We start from the raw sequence: 17657 nt of genomic DNA, 5'->3' as shown, positions 1-17657 counted from the left end.
CGACCTACCCAGTCCAGTCGAAGAAGCCCTTGCCCGATTTTCGGCCCAGCTCTCCGCGGGCCACCTTGTCCCTGAGCAACTGCGGCGGGGCGAACCGCTCCCCCAGCGTCGACTCCAGGTATTCGGCGATGCCGAGCCGCACGTCGAGCCCCACGAGGTCGGTGGTCCGCAGCGGACCGACCGGGTGTTTGTAGCCCAACACCATCGCGGTGTCGATGTCCTCGGCCGAGGCGACTCCATCCTCGACCATCCTCATCGCTTCCAGGGCAATCGCGACACCCAGCCGCGAGCTCGCAAAACCCGGCGCGTCGTTGACCACCACCGGGGTTTTCCCGAGTTGCTCCACCCAGCCCCGGGCTGCGGCGGCCAGCTCGTCCGATGTCTGCCGAGCCAGGACCACCTCGATCAGTGTTGAGGCGGGCACCGGGTTGAAGAAGTGCAGGCCGCAGAAGCGATCGGGGCGCTGCAGCTTCTCGGCCAGTCCGCTGACTGACAGGGACGAGGTGTTGGTGGCCAGCCACGCGGTGGGAGCCAACCGGTCCTCCACGGCCGTCAGGGCCGTTGCCTTCAGTCCGGCGTCCTCAGGAACCGCCTCAACTACCAACCCGCAGGCCTCGAACGCGGCGTAGTCAACGGAGACGGACACCCGCGCCGAAAGACTGTCGAGGGACTCAGTGGTTGTCCCGCGCTGCACGCTCTTGCCGAGCGCGTCCAGGATGCGTTGGAGGGCTGCTTCGGCGGCGTCGCCGTCGCGTTCGACGACGACTACCGTCGCGCCCGCGGTGCAGAACGCGTGGGCGATGCCCGCCCCCATCCGACCGCCGCCCAGGACGCCGACCGTCTCAGGGATTTCAATCGATGTGGTCATTTCTTTTTCCTGTCGAGGAACGCCTGCATCCGGTCGAACTTCGCCTCGGATTCGAACAATATTCCCTGGGCCAACTGGTCGATAACCGGGTGGGCTTCGGGCGGGGCATGGAATACGGACTTGGTGATCCGGACGGCCAGGGGATCCTGTCGTCCGATCCGGCCGGCGAGCGCGTTCGCGGCAGGGAGTAAGGCGTCCGGCTCGTGGATCTCGGTGATGAGCCGGACGCCGAGCGCTTCGTCGGCTCCCAGGATCCGGCCCGCGAGCAGGATCTCCTTGGCAAGCGGCTCGCCGACGAGTTCACGGAGCCGCCAGGTGGCTCCGGCGGCGGCGAGGATACCCAGGCCGGTCTCAGGGTTGCCAATCTTCAGGCTGGGCGTACCAATCCTGAAATCGGCTGCGTAGGCGAGCTCGGCGCCTCCCCCAAGCGCGTACCCGTCGAGGGCCGCGATCACGGGCATGGGCAACCGGGCGATCCGGGCGAACAAGGTGGAGTTGATGCCGGCGAGGGCATCGTCCCGGCGTCGCTCGCGCAGTTGGGCAATGTCCGCCCCTGACGCAAACACGCCGTTGCTCCCGGCCAGGATCAGGACGCGGGGCTGCTTCTCCAGGAGATCGCAGACTTCATGGAGCTCATCGACCATGACCTGGTCGATGGCGTTGCGGACCTCCGGCCGGTGTAGCTGGACGGTGAGTCGGTCGCCGTCGTCGCTCACCTTGAGGGTGCTGAACCCGTCCACTAGACGCGCTCCAGCAGCATTGCCGTGCCCTGCCCCACGCCGACGCACATGGTGGCCAGTCCGATCGCGCGGCCCTCGCCGCGTGCCTCCCGTTCAAGGCGACCCAGCAGGGTGATCGCGAGGCGGGACCCGGAGGAGCCCAGGGGATGGCCGAGGGCAATCGCTCCGCCATCCCGGTTTACCAACTCCTCGTCGAGGCCCAGCCGGCGGATGCAGGCGATCGACTGGGTGGCGAAGGCTTCGTTGAGTTCGACGGCGCTGAGGTCACCGATGCCCAGGCCGGTGCGCTGGAGCACCTTCTGGGTGGCGGGGACCGGGCCGATGCCCATGATCGCTGGCGGCACGCCCGCCGATGCGCCATCAAGGATGCGGGCGCGGGCGGCGAGTCCCAGCCGGTTGACTGCCGCTTCCGAAGCGACGACGACGGCGGAGGCGCCGTCGTTCAGGGAGCTGGAGTTACCGGCTGTCACCACGCCGTCGCGCCTGACGACCGGGCGGAGGCCTGCGAGCACGTCCAGGGTGGTGTCGGCGCGGGGCCCCTCGTCGGTGTCGACGGTGATCTCGCGTTTGCCCGCACGGGTCGGCACCGGCACGATCTCGTCACGGAAGTGGCCCGCTTCGATGGCGGCGAGCGCGCGCTGGTGGGACCGCAGGGCGAAGGCATCGGCTTCGTCGCGGGTGATCCCGTCGACCGAGGCCAGCTCTTCGGCCGTTTCCGGCATGGAGTAGGTGGTCTTGTCCTGCGCCGCGAAGATCGGGTTGGTGAAGCGCCACCCGATGGAGGTATCGAAGACATCGCCCGGCTTGGCGAAGGCCTTGGCGGGCTTCTCCATCACCCAGGGGGCACGGCTCATGGATTCCACGCCACCCGCGACGACGATATCTGCCGCCCCGGACTTGATCATGTGGGAGGCCATGATGATCGCTGACAGGCCAGACGCGCAGAGCCGGTTGACGGTGATGCCGGGAACCGTATCCGGCAAACCGGCGAGCAGGGACGCCATTCGAGCGACGTTGCGGTTCTCCTCACCGGCTCCGTTGGCGTTGCCGAGGATCACCTCGTCGATTTCCCCGGGGTCGATTCCCGCGCGGGCTACGGCTTCGCGGATCGCCAGTGCCGCCAGGTCGTCAGGCCGGACTCCTGAAAGGGCCCCGCCGTAGCGTCCTACCGGGGTGCGAACCCCGCCGACCAGAAATGCCTCGGCCATGCCTGCCTCCAGAATCATCAGCGATTAGGTTAGTCCTTCGGGCAGCTCAATTACTGACCGTTCGTTCTATATTACAGACGTGCCCAGGAAAGTGGCTCCCCTACACGTGCGCTGATGCGGCACCGCTCGCCTGCAGGTGCTGCACTTTCCTAAGCGACCAGAGCCTAGCGGGGCGACCCAACCACCTGCCCGGCCTCCAGCCGCAACTCGCGCCCCGCCGGGAGAGTCGAGAACCACCGGCGCAGCTCGCGGTCGTGGCTGGCGATCACCAGGGTCCCTCCGTAGCCGGCCAGGGCCTCCTCAAGTTCCCCCACCAGGACCGGCGCCAAATGGTTCGTCGGCTCATCGAACAGGATGACGTCACAGCGTCCCACCAGCAGGCGGGCCAGCGCGAGCCTCCGGTATTGCCCGGCGGACAAGGATCCCACCGGGACCAGGAGGTCGGCTGTGCGGAACAGGCCAAGGTTCAGCAGACGATCCGCATGCTCCTCCAGATCCCCCACGAGCCCCGAGGCGAAGGCCGGCAGCAGACGCATCGACGGTTTCCGGGGTGGACGCAGTTCCTGGGGAAGGTACCCCAGTCGTCCGCGCTGGACGAGGGTACCCCGGTCCACGGGACACACCCCGGCCATCACATCGAGCAACGTGGTTTTGCCCGCGCCGTTGGGTCCGGTGACCAAAAGGTTATCCCCCGCCCCGACAGCCAGGGTCTCCACGGCGAGTCGGTCTGCTACTGCCGCATTGTCCAGTTCGAGCACAGTACCTGTGAGGGACTGGCCTCCGAACTGCGCCGAGAGCGTCAGTGGCTTCGGCGGCCGGTCCACCGGGTGTTCCTGGAGCCGGCGCAGGCGTTCCAGAGCGTTGCGTTTCTGGCTGGTGATGGCTTCCTGGACCGTTCCCTGCTTGAAGTCGTAGCCCATCTTGTCCCGGTCACGTCGCCTGCCGTAACCCATCCGGCCCTCGACCGCTGCGGCCTTGGCCCGTTCGGTTTCCTTGGCGTCCATCCACTGCTGGTACTCCTGTTCCCAGCGGCGCCGCTCGGCGGCCTTGGCCAGCAGATACCCGTTGTACCCGTCGCCGTAGCGGCGCAGCTCCCGCCGGTCGCCGTCGACCTCGATGATTGTCGTGGCGAAAGTCCGGAGGAACGAACGGTCATGGGAAATCGCGACGACGGCGCCCCGATGGGCGGCGAGTTCCCGTTCCAGCCAGGCCACGGCGTCGTCGTCGAGATGGTTGGTCGGTTCATCCAGCAGCAGGATGGCGGCGGGAACCGCGAGCAGGCAAGCCAGCGCCAGCCGTTCCTGTTCCCCACCGGACAGCGTGTCGAGGGTACGGTCCCGCTGCAGACCCCCCAGCCGGAGCTGGCTGAGGGCAGCATCGACACGTGAATCGACGGCGTAGCCATCATGGAGGTCGTAGGCGGACCGGGCTGCGCCATAGCGCTCCAGCTCTCCGGAATCGGCGACGGCCAGTGCCGCCTCCCGGGTCCGCAGCTCAGCCTCGATGGCGCGGATCCTGGCCAGCGCCGTATCGATGACTGTCTGCACCGTGTCGGTCGGCGCATGGTCCAGAGTCTGCGGCAGGTGCCCGACCGCCCCGTGCACGGAGACCTGCCCGCCGTCGGGGGGCTCCAGCCCCGCGATGAGCCGCAGGAGAGTGGACTTCCCGGCACCGTTCTCACCGACCACCGCGACGCGCTCTCCGCGGCCGATGCTCAGGTTGACGTGATCCAGCAGCAGGCGATCGCCGTAGCCATGGGATACCTCGGATAGCTCTACGTGTTCGCTCACGGGGGTTCCTCGCAGTGTGGAAGGGGTGGCGGTGGGACGGCGCGTCATTGTCATGGCGCACGGTTGGCACCACGGGACGGGCGGGTGCACGGCTAGTTCCACATGCCCCTAGCGTGCCCCGGCACGGTGGGCCAGTCAACTCGTTGTCCCTGACGACGCCGTCGTCCGGTACTCGCGGCATCAGCGGAAGTCCGGGACGATAGGGAGATGATCACCTCCGCATTACCCTGGCTCTGGATTGACCCCAGCCCAGCGCGTGTGTCAGGGGCCCTCGCCAGCGGTGCCGCCTCGCGGCAGTGCTGGGTTCGCGCTGTGGACGTTGCCAGCTCCCCCGATCTGGTGTTCGCCTGGACAACGCAGCTTCGCCGGGCCCCGTATAGCTACGACCTGATCGACAACTGGGGCCATCGCAGTCCGCAGGTTCTCGATCCGGCGCTGATCGACCTTCGCCCAGGGGACACAGTCATGCGGATCTTCACAGTGGTGTCGGTTGATCCGGCGCGGTCGTTCACCCTCCGGTTCAGCTCCGCCCGCGCGGAACGCATCTTCGGCCGGCTGATTATCGAGTACCTGGTGGAGCCCGTCGAGAGTAGTTCACGGCTGGTCGTGAGGCTGTCGGTGCCGCTGCCCACCGGTCCGCTGGATGGCCTTCGCCAGAGCGCCCTCGCCTGGGGAGACCTGGTGATGATGCGCAAGCAACTCCGCGAACTCCGGCGGCTCGCCGAAAGAGACCATCGAAGCCTGACGCCGCCCGACAGCCGCCCTGCTGGCGAACAGTGACATATCAGGGGACCGCGTCGGTGCTTCCCTAGGGCTGTCCGGCCCCTGTCTGCGCATCAAGGAACTGCAGGATCGCGGCGGCGGTGAGCTCTGGTTGCTGGGACTGCGGATAGTGCCCCGCTTCGGGAACCATAACGGTAGCTCCGTTCAGGGCTTGTGAGACCCAATCGGCCTCAGCCTTCGGGTCCTTGAAGTCGGGGTCTTTCTCCCCCATCACCACGAGGGTGGGTGCGGTGACCGAACCCACGCTGTTGCCGGCGTCCACATGATCGGTGCGTGTAGTCAGGCTGAAGGCTCGGGCGTAGCCCGGCCGCTTCAGGCTCTCGATGACCCGTTGGCGATACTCGGCAAAGTCCACCGGCTTCCTACCCGCGTACAGCGTGGGCAGATATGCCTTCCAGGCAGCTGCCGCCCACGGACGGGCCATCAGAAGACGGAAGAACCGCTTCCCGACCCTGCTGATCGCAGCCTCCCGGACAAAGGGGCCGATAAGCACCAGCCGACTCACCAACCCGGGATGTTGGGCAGCGACCAGAACTGCTGCACCCGCAGCCATCGAGTTGCCCACGATGGTGGCGGGCACACCCCGTTCACGGATCAGCGCCTCAATGTCACTGGCCGTCTCATTGTCTCCGTAGCTCTCGAAGGCGGTGTTGCTGTCCCCATGTCCCCGCAGATCGGTGGTGACCACTGTGTATCCGGCGGCCACCAGTGCGGGGGTAATGAAACGGTAGGTCGAGCGCAGATCCCCCATTCCCGGGACGAGGAGCAGCAGGGGGCCTGAGCCCTGCACATCGTAGGCAATCCGGCCCTGCGCGGGCCGGGCAAGGAGCTGTGTCACGGGTGCCGACGTCATGTGGCTAACGTGTCCGAGCCGGAAACTGCTGTCAAGAGCGGCCTGCTCTGCGGACCGTTACTGTCCGCTATCGGCTGGTTTGCCGCAGCGGTGATTCCCTACTGTCGGTGCATGACCTACAACATTCAGATCTCCCTCGACTGCAAAGACACCCACCAGCAGGCGGACTGGTGGGCGGAAACGCTCGGCTGGGTGGTGGAACCCACTGACCAAGCCTTTATCGACGACGTGCTGGCCAAGGGGTTGGCCCAACCTGACGACCTCGTGGTGCACAACGGGGTGCGGGTGTGGCGGGACGGCGCAGCGATCTGCCGTCCCGGCGAGGAAGGTAGCCCTGGCCGGTTGCGCATGCTGTTTCAGCCGGTTCCCGAACCGAAAACCGTCAAGAACCGCTGCCATCTGGACATCAACCTCGACGGCGATGACAAGGACCTGCTCCGGTCCCAGCTTGAGGGACGGGGTGCACGGTTCCTGTACCAGGCGAATCAGGGTCCCCACGTCTGGTACACGATGGCCGACCCCGAGGGCAACGAGTTCTGCATCGGCTGACCTATTCGGCCCGCCTGGGCAACACCACAAGCGCTGCTACGAGGCTGACGGTGCCAGCGGAGACGGCCGCGATCGTGGCGGTCTCCGGTGGCAGGAGGGGCGGCGTGGACACCCCGGTGTCGACCCCACCCACCGGCAGCTGACCTACCTGCGGCGCGGGGTCCGGCGTGGGCGACGCAAAATCAATGAAGCACGGGTAGGTTCCATCCGGGAACACGATGGAACCGGGGTTGACGGCGCACAGATTGTTTCCAGTGGCGTCGATCAGGCCCCCGGTCACGAAGGTGACAGTGTTCGGGTCGATCACGGTCGCCTCATCAAAGGGAACGAACACGATCTCGTCGGGGGCAGCAAGTGCCGGCACCGCTGAAGCGAGCCCGAGTGCGATTGAGGCAGCTCCGATGGCCAGGTACTTGATGAGTTTCATGACTCCCCCTTGATGTCGGCTGTCCCCGATGGCCAGCTCCCAGGCGTCAGCTAACCAAACCCCGAAGAAAACCGCCAGCACTCTAGGTTCCTTACCCAGCGGATCGCAGCAGGCGGCCCTGATCACGCCAAGGGCGCGCCGCGAAGTTACACTCGATGGGTGACTATCGACCTTCCCCCACAGGTTTCAGACCTCTTCGACCCTGCCCGCTGGCGACTCGTCTCCGGGTTTGGGGACCTGGAGGACATCACCTACCACCGGCAGGTCGAGCGGACCGCTGAGGGGCAGGTACGGGATCTCCCGACCGTCAGGATTGCCTTCAACCGGCCCGAGGTCCGCAACGCGTTTCGTCCCGGGACGGTCGATGAGCTGTACCGGACCATGGATCATGCCCGGATGACCTCCGACGTCGCCACTGTCCTGCTCACTGGCAATGGCCCGTCACCCAAGGACGGCGGTCATTCCTTCTGCTCCGGCGGTGACCAGCGGATCCGTGGCCGCGACGGCTACCGCTACGCCGACGGCGAGACCAGCGAGAGCGTAGATCCTGCCCGTGCGGGCCGGCTCCATATCCTGGAGGTGCAGCGCCTGATGCGCACTATGCCCAAGGTCGTCATCGCCGTCGTTAACGGGTGGGCCGCCGGCGGCGGGCACAGCCTGCACGTGGTGGCGGACCTGACGATCGCGTCCCGCGAACACGGCAAGTTCAAACAAACTGATGCCACGGTGGGCAGTTTCGACGCCGGTTACGGGTCTGCCCTGCTGGCCCGCCAGATCGGCCAGAAGAAGGCCCGCGAGATCTTCTTCCTGGCCCGCGAATACTCGGCCGACGAAATGGTCGCCATGGGCGCCGTGAACGAGGCGGTGGACCACGCGGAGCTGGAGACCACTGCGCTGCAGTACGCCGCTGACATCGCCCGGCAGAGCCCCCAGGCCATCAGGATGCTGAAGTTCGCCTTTAACCTGGCCGACGACGGCCTCGCCGGCCAGCAGGTGTTCGCCGGGGAAGCCACGCGGATGGCCTACATGACCAACGAGGCGGTCGAAGGCAAGGAAGCCTTCCTGGAAAAACGGGCACCCGATTGGTCCGCCTACCCCTACTACTTCTAGGCCGCCATGGAACTGCTCCCCCTTTATACCCCGCCCGGATCCGACCCCCATGCCCTCCTCACTCCGCTGGCTGCCGCCCTCGCCGGGGAGGGCCCTGCCATTGCCCCGCATGTGGAGCAGGGCCAGACCTTCGATGGTGAGCTGCCCAACGACGAGATAGCCGCCGTCCTCAGCACCTCGGGCTCCACCGGGACGCCCAAGCAAACCATGCTCAGCGTCGACGCGCTGGCCGCCTCGGCGATGGGCACGGCCCTGGCGCTAAAGGCAGAGGGCCAGTGGCTTCTCACTCTTCCCGTGCACTATGTGGCGGGTTTCCAGGTCCTGGTCCGGTCGCTGTACGCCGGCACCCGCCCCTGGGCCATGGATCTGGCAGCGCCGTTCAGCGCCGACGCGTTCACCGCGGCCGCCGGCGAACTCACCGACAAGGTCCGCTTCACCTCCCTGGTACCCACGCAACTGCACCGGCTGCTCCAGGATCCCCGTCCGGAAACACTCCAGGCGTTACGCCGGTTCAACGCGATTCTTCTGGGCGGCGCCCCAGCATCGGCGGCCCTCCGTGAGGAGGCACACCGGCAAGGGCTGAAGCTGGTGCTCACCTACGGGATGAGCGAGACCTGCGGCGGCTGCGTCTACGACGGCGTCCCGCTGGACGGGGTCGACCTGATCAACGAGGACGGCCGGTTGTGGATCAGTGGTCCCGTCCTGGCGGACGGTTACCTGGGCCAGGCCGAACTCAGCGCCGACCGGTTCAGGTTCAACTCGGGCCGCCGCTGGTTCAGGACCGATGACATTGGTGAGTTCAGCAATGGGAAACTGTCGGTCTCGGGCCGGATCGACGACGTGATCGTCACTGGGGGCGTCAAGGTGTCGGCCACGGCTGTCGCCTCCGCCATCGAGTCGATGGCCGGCGTGGAGACGGCTCTGGTATTGGGTATTGGAAGCGCCGAGTGGGGCTCGGAGGTGGCGGCCGCCGTCGTCGGCCAGGTGAGCCCCGACGAGGTGCGCCAGCACGCGAAGGCTGCCCTCGGCCCCCACGCCGCACCGCGCACCATCCTCACCCTCGCTTCGCTGCCGGTATTGCCCAACGGCAAACCCGACCGGCTCGCCGTACAGGCCCTGCTCGAACGCGCCGGCGCCTAGACCTCCCCTTCCAACGCAAAGGACAACATCGTGGCTACTGCCGCACAATGGCTTGAGGGCGCCCGCCCACGAACCCTCCCGATGGCTATCGCGCCGGTGATCGTGGGTTGTGCCGCCGCGTTCGACCTTGGTGCCTTCAAACCCGTCAACGCTGCCCTGGCGGCGCTCGTCGCCATCCTGCTGCAGATCGGCGTCAATTACGCCAACGACTACTCCGACGGCGTCAGGGGCACCGACGCGGACCGCGTCGGCCCGCTGCGCCTGACAGGATCCGGTGCTGCCCGGCCGGAACAAGTGAAACGGGCGGCCTTCGCGTGCTTTGCACTGGCGATGGTCGCGGGCGCCGGGTTGGTTCTGCTGTCCCAGGCCTGGTTCCTGCTACTCGTGGGAGTGGGCTGTATCGCGGCCGCCTGGGGCTACACCGGTGGCAGGAACCCGTACGGATATCTGGGCCTGGGCGATGTTTTTGTGTTCGTCTTCTTCGGACTGGTCGCGACGCTGGGCACCACTTACACGCAGGCCGGGCAGCTGAGCGCTGCGGCCTGGATCGGCGCAGTCAGCACCGGCATCATTGCGATGGCGCTCCTGATGGCGAACAACGTCCGGGACATCCCGACCGACCGTGAGGCGGGGAAAATCACCCTGGCCGTCCGACTCGGTGACACCGCCGCTCGGATCACCTACGTGATGATGCTCGCCGTCGCACTGCTGCTGCCCCTGTTCCTGGTCTCCGACTACCCGTGGGTGCTGCTGGTGCTGCTGCTCGTCCCGGCCTGCCTGATGCCGAGCTGGCTAATGCTCAAGGGCGAGCAACGCAGCAGCCTCATTCCAGTGCTCAAGCAGACCGGTCTGATCAACCTCGGATTCAGTGTCCTCTACGGTGCCGGCCTGATTCTGACGACTGTCATGGGATCCTGACGCCGGTCCAATGGACCGGCGTAGCTCAGGGGCGGGGTTTGCGGTCCGCGTTCACCGCTGCGTTGGGGTCGTACACGTCCTCAGCGGCGGCGTCGTCGAGCTCGGCAACGTTGCGCTGCGGCGGCGCCCCGTCCCTGAACCGGCGCTGCAGGGAGGCTGCGGCCGCGTCCCGCTGGGAGCGGAAAAACAGGTAGGTCACGCACCAGGCAAGGATCGCCGCCGCGACCGCCGAGAAGATGGCGCCGAGGCCCAGCCAGTAGGCAATAACGAAGAACACCACGACGAGGCCGAGGCGGAGGGCAGTGAATTTGAAGAAGGGCACTCATCAAGTTTACTCGCCTACAATTGATAGATGCCTCGCCTGTTGTTGTTTCTCATCCTCGTTGCAGTTGCCGTTATCGTCTACGCACTGATCGACTGCATCATGACCAAGGCGCACTCGGTGCGCAGCATCTCCAAACCCGCCTGGATCCTCACCATCGCCCTGGTACCGCTTCTCGGTGCGGGACTGTGGTTCCTCTTCGGCCGCCCCCGGCCCAGCGGGACCCGCGGCCGCGCCCGCCCCGCTCCCCGGCATCCCACCGCGCCGGACGACGATCCCCAGTTCCTGCGAAACCTTGAAGCGAAGCGTCGGCAGCAGGCCCGCGAGAAGGAACTCCGGCGCAAGGAACAAGAGCTGCGCGCCGCCCAGGAGAAGAAGGCACGCGAGGATCAGCAGAAGAAGGATGGGGAAACCGACCCCGAGCCCGGCGGCCAGACCGCCTGATCCCATCGACCACTCGAAACGAAAAAGTGCAGCCACCCCGTAGGGTGGCTGCACTTTTTCGTCTGGTCAGCCGCTCGCTAGGCGTAGCTGTGCAGGCCTGAGAAGTAGATGTTCACGATCGTGAAGTTGAACACGATGCACAGGTAACCGATGATGCACAGCCACGCGGCGCGGGTGCCAGTCCAGCCGCGGGTGGCCCGGGCGTGAAGGTACCCGGCGAAGACAACCCAGATGACGAAGGTCCAGACTTCCTTCACGTCCCAGCCCCAGTAACGGCCCCAGGCCTCCTCAGCCCAGATAGCGCCGGCCATCAGGGTGAAGGTCCACATCACGAAGGCAAAGGCGTTGATCCGGTAGGAGAGGTTCTCCAGACTTAGCGCTGACGGAACCAGCCGCATGAACGGGGTGCGGTCCACACCGCCTGCGGCAAGCTTGCGGACCCGGCTCGTCTGGATGAGCTGCAGGACCGACATGGCAAAGGTCAGAGTAAACAGCGCCGAGGCCGCTACCGCCACCGAGACGTGGATGATCAGCCAGTAGCTCTGCAGAGCGGGCACCACGTTGCCTGCCGGCGTGAAGAAGCCGATCGTCGCAGCACAGAGCATCACCAGGGTCAGACCGACAACAAATGTGCCGAGGAACCGGAGGTCCTTGCGAATCAGAGCGAGGAGGAAGACAACCACCACTACCAGGGCCCCCGTGGTGCAGAACTCGTACATGTTGCCCCACGGGACGCGGTTGGTGGCCAGTCCGCGGGAAATCACCCCGGCCGCGTGGATCAGTGCCGCGACGACGGTGAGGACGACGGCGATGCGCGCCAGTTTCCGCCGGCCGGAATAATCCATCGAATCATCGGCAGTGGTGTCGGCAGCGAGACGGGCAGCGCCGCCGCGAGGCGAGGAACCACCTGTCATGTCGGCTCCCACCAGAACCCGCTGCTCGGCCTGCTGGGACGCGGCGAGGTTCTCCTCCACCGCACGGATTCGCTTGCTGCTCTTCACAAGGTCGAGCGTGAAGACAATGAAGGCGACCGTGTAGGTGAGGGCAGCGAGCAGCATGAAGCGCTCACTGAACTCCCCGAGGGTCTGGCTGATTGGTGGCATTAGCTTTCCTTACCGTTTCCTGCCTGGTGTGACGCGTGTTCGAAGGTCGTGCTACCTGGTGCGCCAGGTCTTTCATTTTGCTCCTCAACCGGTTCGTCCACCAGCCACTGGGTTCGGAGCGCCTTCTCGATGGCGGCTCCCTCTCCGGTCAGCCGATGGTCCTCGCCGCGGGCGAGGAGCCCGTACTCGACCATGGTGCGGCCGTCGGCGTGGGTGCCGGTTCGCACCCAGACCCGCCGACGTCCGATAAAGAGGGACGCCGTCAGCCCAGCCAACGCGAGGGAGGAGAACACGAGGGCGCCCAGTTGCCCGGGATCGTGGCGGATGTCTACGGCGATGTAGCGGTCCAGCCCGTCGAAGGAGATAGAACCCTTACCGTCGGGGAGATCGTAGGTCTGGCCGGCGCCCAGGACAATACCGCCCTCGTCGCTCGTCCGGCTGTTGAGCTCGGTCAGGTCCTCGGTGTCGAGGACGTAGACGCTGCGCGGCTCGCCGTCGTCAAGGCCGAGGTCACCGTAGTAGGAGTTCAGGTTCAGCTGGGGATTGAACGGGTCAGGATCACGGGAGAAGGCGACGCCGTCCTCGCCCACGAATGCTGTCGGAAGGAAGAATCCGACGAACCCCAGCTGATCGGGTGCGGCGTCCGGTGCCTTGATCACGATGAGCGAGGTGAAAAGGCCGTCCTGCGGGATGGTCACCACGGGGCCCTGCATGGCGATGTCGCCGTTGCCGTCGCGGACCGTGACCACGGGCGCGTAGCCATTGCCCACCAGGTAGATGCCGGTGCCGCCGATGTTCAGCGGAGAGTTCACCTTCAGCACCTGTTCCTCTTCCTCGGCGTCCGGGCCGTCCTTGGTGGTGACGTTGGCGGTGAAGTCGAGTGGCTGCCCGTAGTGGGTTTCCTGGCGGTCGAACTGCACGTCGAAGTTATCGAGACGCAATGAGTAGGGTTCCAGCTGGCCGGCGGTGAAGTTGGCGCCGGGGGTGAACGTGTCGTAGCCCACGAGAGTATTGACGAAGCTGTCGCCCTCCACGATGATTTTCTGCCCGCTGTAACCGAAGAGACCGCCGACTGCCACCGAAACGAGCACACCGATGAGTGAGAAGTGGAATACCAGGTTGCCGACTTCCTTGAGGAAACCGCGTTCCGCGCCAACTGAGGGCTGCGCGGAGTCAGTGTCCCGCAGGTCCACCCGGTAACCGCGCTTCTTCAGCATCGCGGCTGCGTCGGCGGCTGCTGATGCAGCAGTGATCGGCGAGCCGCCGGACTGCGTCGACGCGGGAAGGACCAGTGTGCCGTAGATCGGCATCCTCGAGAGCTTCCGGGGTGTCCGGGGTGGCTTCGATTTCATGGCCCGGCCGTGGGCAAGAGCCCGCGGGATGACGCAGCCGATCAGGGACACGAAGAGCAGCAGGTAGATCGCCGAGAACCAGACCGACGAGTAGACATCGAACAGCTGGAACCAGTCGAGGATCGGCCCGGTGTCGGGGTTGTCCTGGATGTACTGGGTGACCACTGCCGGGTTGGCCGGACGCTGCGGGAACAACGATCCGGGAACCGCGGCGACGGCAAGCAGGAGCAGCAGGAACAGTGCAGTGCGCATGCTGGTGAGCTGGGTCCAGCCCCACCGCAGGCTGCCGAGGAGGCCGAGGGCCGGGAGAGCAACGTCGGGTTTGCCGCCGTCTGGAGTGTCGGGGGTCATTGTCTGCCCCCTTTCATAGTAGTCAGAAGTCATTAGATGGGAAGGGTCACCCCGCCGAGCCAGTTCTGCAGTTCATTGATCCAAAGCGCCCAGACGCCGGTTGCCATCAGCAGGCCAACCACCACCAGCATTCCGCCCCCGAACCGTTGCAAGGCCAGGCGATGCTTCCTGAAGAACGCCATGGCACCCATGCCGCGCCGTACACCAAGCGCAATCAGCAGGAACGGCAGGCCCAGCCCAAGGCAGTACACGAACGTGAGGGCGGCACCCTTCGCGGCGCTGGCATCGTCGCTTGAGAAGGCGAGGAGCTGCACCGCGGAGAGGGTGGGGCCGATGCAGGGCGCCCAGCCCAGCCCGAAGGTCAACCCCAGCAGCGGTGCACCCCAGAGCCCGGTAGGAACTTTGGTGTGGAGCTTTTTCTCGGTCTGGAACCAGGAGAAGCCGCCCATGAAGATCAGCCCCATCAGCACGACCACCACGCCCATCACCGGGATCAGCCAGCTTTCGGACCCCACCATCCAGGCACCCAGCTGGCCGAACAAGGCGCCGTAGGCCATGAAGACCACCGAGAACCCGAGCACAAACAGGGCAATCCCGGTGAGCATCCGGCCACGCTTTTGCTGTTCCAGGTCGACGCCCGTCAGCCCCGTGACGTAGCCCAGGTAGCCGGGGACGAGTGGCAGGACGCACGGTGAGGCGAACGACACGAGACCGGCCAGCAGCGCCACCGGAAGCGCCAGGAGCATCGACCCGTTCAGCACGGTGTCGGCGAACGCGTTGGAGGTCGCCGTCGGCACTGAACTCCCGACGGCGGCACTGAGGTGCAGCTGAAAACTCACTTGTCTCTTACTCGGCCAGCGCGGCGTCGATGAGAGCGGCCAGCGTGCTCTTGTCGGCCAACCCGAGGATCCGTGCTGAGACACGGCCTTCCTTATCGATCACCAGCGTGGTGGGGACTGCCTGTGGGGGGACGTAGCTGGTCATTGCCAGCAGCACCCCTCCGTTCTGGTCGTCCAGGCTGGGATAGGGAATCTCGAAGCTGCGCTCGAAGGCCTCCGCGGTGCTCTGCGTATCGCGGATGTTGACTCCATAGAACTGGGCCCCGGCCGACGCGTATTCGTCGTGCAGCGCCACCAGGTCCGGAGCTTCCTCGCGGCAGGGCGCACAAGCCGCGTACCAGAAGTTCACCACAGTGACCTGGCCCGCCCAGTCCGCTGAGTCGACCGTGGCCCCGCCGTACTCAGTGCCGGTGATGGCGAGCGGCTCGCCGCGGTCGCTGGCAGCGTATTCGGTCACCGATCCGTCGCCTGCAATGTAGTTTTTGTTGTCACCGACGGCGGCTTGCTGCGCGAGGGGGTCGTCGGCGGCGCACGCTGAAAGGGCGAGTGAGGCGGCCAGCCCAAGAGCCAGCGCGGCACCGAGTTTTTTCAGGCGCCCAGCGGATCGGTCAGAGTTTTTCACAGCTTCTTCCACAGTTCTACAACGTGTAGTAATACTATTATGCTCCCGGCAGGTTTGCCGCACCGGGCAGGAGGTCAGCGCACGGCTCCTGGTAGCGCACTCCGGCCAGGCGCCCGCCATCGAAATCCAGTGACGTGATCGAGGTCAGGGTGCACTCGCGGTCACGGGGGTCATGCCAGAGCCGGCGATTCTCAGCGGCCAGGCGGGAGACCCAGATCGGCAGTTGGTGGCTGACCACGATCACCTCGGCCGGGCCGGACATTCCGGCAGCTTCTGCCAGCGTGACCGCACTGCGCCGCGCGTCCTCAACGGCCGACATCATCCGCGCGACCTGCTGGCGGTACGGTTCACCCCAGGACGGACGGAAGGGGTTCGCGAGAAGTGGCCAGTAGCGGGGATTCTTCAGCTGTTGGACCACCTGCGACATGCCCTCGAAACGGCTGAATGCCTCAATCACACGTCCATCAGTCCTCATCTCCAGGCCAAGGCGTTCGGCGATCGGGGCGGCGGTTTCCTGGGCACGCGTCAGCGGTGAGGCAACGAGTTGCACAATGTTCGCACCGTCGGCGGCGCTTTGCGCGAAATGGCCGGCCACCCGGGCTGCCATCTCGTGGCCCAGCACGGAGAGGTGGAATTCGGGTAACCGCCCGTAGAGGACGCGCTCGGGATTATGGACCTCACCGTGGCGCACGAGGTGAACGGTAGCTAGGGACATACCTCTAGTTTCTCAGAGTTCGCTCATGCCTCTAAATCCGCGCTGGAGCTGACTCGGGAACCGTTTATTTGAAGATTCAAGTAACTTGAGGAATAATCAATGCAAATGCATGCTTATTATGAGTAGCGGCCTCCCGGCAGCGACAGCAGCATCACCTAGACGGCACCACGATCAGGAGAACTACCATGGCAATTCCCACCGGACTGAACAACGGCATCTGGACCCTCGATGGCTCGCACAGCGAGGTCGGCTTCACCGTGCGGCACGCTGGCATCAGCAAGGTACGCGGCAACTTCGACACCGTCGATGCAGCCCTGCACGTAGGCTCCTCTTTGAGCGACTCCAAGGTCACCGCGACCATCAAGACCGCATCCTTCAACTCGAACGACGAGAACCGCGACGCCCACGTGCGTGGCGAGGACTTCTTCGACGTCGAGCGTTTCCCCGAAATGACTTTTGAGTCCACGTCCATCGACGGCTCCGGCGAGACCTACAAGCTCTCAGGCAACCTGACCATCCGCGACACCACCCTTCCCGTAGTCTTCGAGACCGAGTTCAACGGCGTTGCGGTTGATCCCTTCGGTGCAACCCGCGCCGGTTTCTCCGGTCAGACCGTGATCTCCCGCAAGGACTTCGGCCTCACCTGGAACGCAGCCCTCGAAGCAGGCGGCGTCCTGGTCGGCGATAAGGTCACCATCAACCTCGATGCAGCGTTCGTAGCACCAGCAGCGTAAGCATCCCCTCAGTGGCTGTCCTTCCCTATGGGAAGGGCAGCCACTGGCGTTTAATCCTGCCGACGCTCAATCCTCCGCGCTAGGGTTGGATTTGGGACCCCACAGGGTCTGCACCAGTCAGTCTCAAGTGAAGAGGAAACGGCAATGAGCACACCTCCCAACGACCCTAACTACGGCCAGGGCCAGAGTCCGCGCGATCCCTCGGCGGGGCAGCCCACCCCCGGCCAGAACCCGGCGGGCCCCACCTCGTCACCTTATGGGTCGCCCAACACACCGCCCGCCAATTACAACTACCCGGGGAACATGAGCCAGGTCGCGATGACGGAGAAGGGCCCGGCTCCCAAGGAAGTGGAGCGGGCTTTTTGGCTGATCATTGCTGCGGGTGTGGTCAGCTTGATCTCTACCATCCTCAGCACAGTGACCACTCCGGTTCAGGGTCCCGGCGCTGACGTTGCCACTGCGATTGGCTTGGTCTTCGCCGCGATCGTGACCGGCGTCTACATTCTGCTGGCGATCTTCATCCGCAAGGGTCACAACTGGGCGAGAATTACAGCGGCGGTGCTGGCGGTGCTGTCAGTGCTGATGTACCTGTTCGGCCTGATGTCGGCGTCGATGCTTGAGGGCAGCGACCTGATGCAGGGCCAGGAGATGGTTACACCGGGGCCGTTGGAGACCATCCTGGGCCTCCTTGGGTTGCTGCTCGGCATCGCCGGCGTCGTGATGACCTTCCTGAAACCGGCCCGGCCGTACTTCGAGAAGCAGACCGCCCCCGGCCAGTACTAGGCGGGC

The 17657-nt window shown here is 65.6% G+C and carries 20 protein-coding genes; 8 read left to right on the top strand and 12 right to left on the bottom strand.

Annotation, left to right across the window (positions count from 1 at the left end; genetic code table 11):
• Positions 1-4 precede the first annotated feature (4 nt).
• The 4 genes from HMI57_RS09850 to HMI57_RS09835 all read right to left on the bottom strand — a co-directional run bounded on the left by HMI57_RS09850 (position 5) and on the right by HMI57_RS09835 (position 4606).
• Positions 5-868, bottom strand: coding sequence for a 3-hydroxyacyl-CoA dehydrogenase family protein (locus tag HMI57_RS09850; protein ID WP_171585818.1), 864 nt, complete (start codon positions 866-868; stop codon positions 5-7).
• Positions 865-1608 (bottom strand): enoyl-CoA hydratase-related protein, encoded by a 744-nt coding sequence (locus tag HMI57_RS09845; protein ID WP_171585817.1) that lies wholly within the window; start codon positions 1606-1608, stop codon positions 865-867. Before HMI57_RS09845 ends, HMI57_RS09850 begins: the two co-directional genes overlap by 4 nt.
• Positions 1608-2816 (bottom strand): thiolase family protein, encoded by a 1209-nt coding sequence (locus HMI57_RS09840; RefSeq protein ID WP_171585816.1) that lies wholly within the window; start codon positions 2814-2816, stop codon positions 1608-1610. The genes HMI57_RS09845 and HMI57_RS09840 overlap by 1 nt, the downstream gene beginning before the upstream one ends.
• 164 nt (positions 2817-2980) lie before the next feature.
• The gene (locus HMI57_RS09835) at positions 2981-4606 is read right to left on the bottom strand and encodes an ATP-binding cassette domain-containing protein (protein WP_171585815.1); all 1626 of its coding nucleotides are present in this window, start codon (positions 4604-4606) and stop codon (positions 2981-2983) included.
• A 207-nt stretch (positions 4607-4813) separates the two neighbouring features.
• Between HMI57_RS09835 and HMI57_RS09830 the strand changes: the two genes are divergently transcribed.
• Positions 4814-5386 (top strand): SRPBCC family protein, encoded by a 573-nt coding sequence (locus tag HMI57_RS09830; RefSeq protein ID WP_171585813.1) that lies wholly within the window; start codon positions 4814-4816, stop codon positions 5384-5386.
• 28 nt (positions 5387-5414) lie between these two features.
• Here HMI57_RS09830 and HMI57_RS09825 read toward each other — a convergent pair whose 3' ends face one another.
• Entirely contained in the window at positions 5415-6242 is an 828-nt protein-coding gene (locus HMI57_RS09825) for an alpha/beta hydrolase (protein WP_171585811.1), read from the bottom strand.
• A 111-nt stretch (positions 6243-6353) separates the two neighbouring features.
• Here HMI57_RS09825 and HMI57_RS09820 point away from each other — a divergent pair, with 111 nt between their 5' ends.
• Complete coding sequence (locus HMI57_RS09820) at positions 6354-6791, top strand: VOC family protein (RefSeq protein WP_171585809.1); 438 nt, start codon at positions 6354-6356, stop codon at positions 6789-6791.
• A gap of 1 nt (position 6792) precedes the next feature.
• On the opposite strand, the gene HMI57_RS09815 is transcribed toward HMI57_RS09820, so the two are convergent.
• Positions 6793-7218, bottom strand: coding sequence for a hypothetical protein (locus HMI57_RS09815; RefSeq protein ID WP_171585807.1), 426 nt, complete (start codon positions 7216-7218; stop codon positions 6793-6795).
• 159 nt (positions 7219-7377) lie between these two features.
• Between HMI57_RS09815 and HMI57_RS09810 the strand changes: the two genes are divergently transcribed.
• From HMI57_RS09810 to HMI57_RS09800, 3 genes are read left to right on the top strand one after another with little or no spacing between them, the layout of a single operon-like run.
• Positions 7378-8328 carry a 1,4-dihydroxy-2-naphthoyl-CoA synthase gene (locus HMI57_RS09810; protein WP_171585805.1) on the top strand — a complete coding sequence of 317 codons (951 nt, stop codon included), beginning with the start codon at positions 7378-7380 and terminating at the stop codon, positions 8326-8328.
• 6 nt (positions 8329-8334) lie between these two features.
• Positions 8335-9468, top strand: coding sequence for an AMP-binding protein (locus HMI57_RS09805; protein WP_171585803.1), 1134 nt, complete (start codon positions 8335-8337; stop codon positions 9466-9468).
• A 30-nt stretch (positions 9469-9498) separates the two neighbouring features.
• Positions 9499-10386 (top strand): 1,4-dihydroxy-2-naphthoate polyprenyltransferase, encoded by an 888-nt coding sequence (locus HMI57_RS09800; protein ID WP_171585801.1) that lies wholly within the window; start codon positions 9499-9501, stop codon positions 10384-10386.
• A 25-nt stretch (positions 10387-10411) separates the two neighbouring features.
• On the opposite strand, the gene HMI57_RS09795 is transcribed toward HMI57_RS09800, so the two are convergent.
• Positions 10412-10708 carry a DUF4229 domain-containing protein gene (locus HMI57_RS09795; RefSeq protein ID WP_171585799.1) on the bottom strand — a complete coding sequence of 99 codons (297 nt, stop codon included), beginning with the start codon at positions 10706-10708 and terminating at the stop codon, positions 10412-10414.
• Between the two features lie 30 nt (positions 10709-10738).
• On the opposite strand from HMI57_RS09795, the gene HMI57_RS09790 reads away from it, so the two are divergent.
• A complete protein-coding gene (locus tag HMI57_RS09790; RefSeq protein ID WP_171585797.1) occupies positions 10739-11152 on the top strand; it encodes a PLD nuclease N-terminal domain-containing protein in 414 nt (137 codons plus the stop codon).
• Positions 11153-11229: 77 nt separating this feature from the next.
• On the opposite strand, the gene ccsB is transcribed toward HMI57_RS09790, so the two are convergent.
• From ccsB to HMI57_RS09765, 5 genes are all read right to left on the bottom strand, one after another.
• Positions 11230-12255, bottom strand: a complete 1026-nt coding sequence (gene ccsB, locus HMI57_RS09785) for a c-type cytochrome biogenesis protein CcsB (protein ID WP_171585795.1) — start codon at positions 12253-12255, stop codon at positions 11230-11232.
• On the bottom strand, positions 12255-13958 hold the full coding sequence (locus HMI57_RS09780; RefSeq protein WP_171585793.1) for a cytochrome c biogenesis protein ResB: 1704 nt from the start codon (positions 13956-13958) through the stop codon (positions 12255-12257). Before HMI57_RS09780 ends, ccsB begins: the two co-directional genes overlap by 1 nt.
• A gap of 32 nt (positions 13959-13990) precedes the next feature.
• The gene (locus HMI57_RS09775) at positions 13991-14704 is read right to left on the bottom strand and encodes a cytochrome c biogenesis protein CcdA (protein WP_171585928.1); all 714 of its coding nucleotides are present in this window, start codon (positions 14702-14704) and stop codon (positions 13991-13993) included.
• Positions 14705-14804: 100 nt separating this feature from the next.
• Positions 14805-15419 carry a TlpA disulfide reductase family protein gene (locus tag HMI57_RS09770; protein WP_318779162.1) on the bottom strand — a complete coding sequence of 205 codons (615 nt, stop codon included), beginning with the start codon at positions 15417-15419 and terminating at the stop codon, positions 14805-14807.
• Positions 15420-15456: 37 nt separating this feature from the next.
• Positions 15457-16134, bottom strand: coding sequence for a histidine phosphatase family protein (locus HMI57_RS09765; RefSeq protein ID WP_171585789.1), 678 nt, complete (start codon positions 16132-16134; stop codon positions 15457-15459).
• 185 nt (positions 16135-16319) lie between these two features.
• On the opposite strand from HMI57_RS09765, the gene HMI57_RS09760 reads away from it, so the two are divergent.
• The gene (locus tag HMI57_RS09760; RefSeq protein WP_171585787.1) at positions 16320-16868 is read left to right on the top strand and encodes a YceI family protein; all 549 of its coding nucleotides are present in this window, start codon (positions 16320-16322) and stop codon (positions 16866-16868) included.
• Positions 16869-17012: 144 nt separating this feature from the next.
• Entirely contained in the window at positions 17013-17651 is a 639-nt protein-coding gene (locus tag HMI57_RS09755; protein ID WP_171585785.1) for a hypothetical protein, read from the top strand.
• Positions 17652-17657 lie beyond the last annotated feature (6 nt).

The organism is Arthrobacter sp. 260 (assembly GCF_013116745.1).
Lineage (GTDB): Bacteria > Actinomycetota > Actinomycetes > Actinomycetales > Micrococcaceae > Arthrobacter_D.
This window is presented reverse-complemented; position numbering and strand designations above follow the sequence as displayed.

Excerpts from the sequence above, each read along its gene's own strand:
- HMI57_RS09850 (WP_171585818.1), bottom strand. The coding sequence starts at position 868 with ATGACCACATCGATTGAAATCCCTGAGACGGTCGGCGTCCTGGGCGGC.
- HMI57_RS09840 (WP_171585816.1), bottom strand. The coding sequence starts at position 2,816 with ATGGCCGAGGCATTTCTGGTCGGCGGGGTTCGCACCCCGGTAGGACGC.
- HMI57_RS09830 (WP_171585813.1), top strand. The coding sequence starts at position 4,814 with ATGATCACCTCCGCATTACCCTGGCTCTGGATTGACCCCAGCCCAGCG.
- HMI57_RS09825 (WP_171585811.1), bottom strand. The coding sequence starts at position 6,242 with ATGACGTCGGCACCCGTGACACAGCTCCTTGCCCGGCCCGCGCAGGGC.
- HMI57_RS09820 (WP_171585809.1), top strand. The coding sequence starts at position 6,354 with ATGACCTACAACATTCAGATCTCCCTCGACTGCAAAGACACCCACCAG.
- HMI57_RS09815 (WP_171585807.1), bottom strand. The coding sequence starts at position 7,218 with ATGAAACTCATCAAGTACCTGGCCATCGGAGCTGCCTCAATCGCACTC.
- HMI57_RS09805 (WP_171585803.1), top strand. The coding sequence starts at position 8,335 with ATGGAACTGCTCCCCCTTTATACCCCGCCCGGATCCGACCCCCATGCC.
- HMI57_RS09790 (WP_171585797.1), top strand. The coding sequence starts at position 10,739 with ATGCCTCGCCTGTTGTTGTTTCTCATCCTCGTTGCAGTTGCCGTTATC.
- ccsB (WP_171585795.1), bottom strand. The coding sequence starts at position 12,255 with ATGCCACCAATCAGCCAGACCCTCGGGGAGTTCAGTGAGCGCTTCATG.
- HMI57_RS09780 (WP_171585793.1), bottom strand. The coding sequence starts at position 13,958 with ATGACCCCCGACACTCCAGACGGCGGCAAACCCGACGTTGCTCTCCCG.
- HMI57_RS09775 (WP_171585928.1), bottom strand. The coding sequence starts at position 14,704 with ATGCTCCTGGCGCTTCCGGTGGCGCTGCTGGCCGGTCTCGTGTCGTTC.
- HMI57_RS09765 (WP_171585789.1), bottom strand. The coding sequence starts at position 16,134 with ATGTCCCTAGCTACCGTTCACCTCGTGCGCCACGGTGAGGTCCATAAT.
- HMI57_RS09760 (WP_171585787.1), top strand. The coding sequence starts at position 16,320 with ATGGCAATTCCCACCGGACTGAACAACGGCATCTGGACCCTCGATGGC.
- HMI57_RS09755 (WP_171585785.1), top strand. The coding sequence starts at position 17,013 with ATGAGCACACCTCCCAACGACCCTAACTACGGCCAGGGCCAGAGTCCG.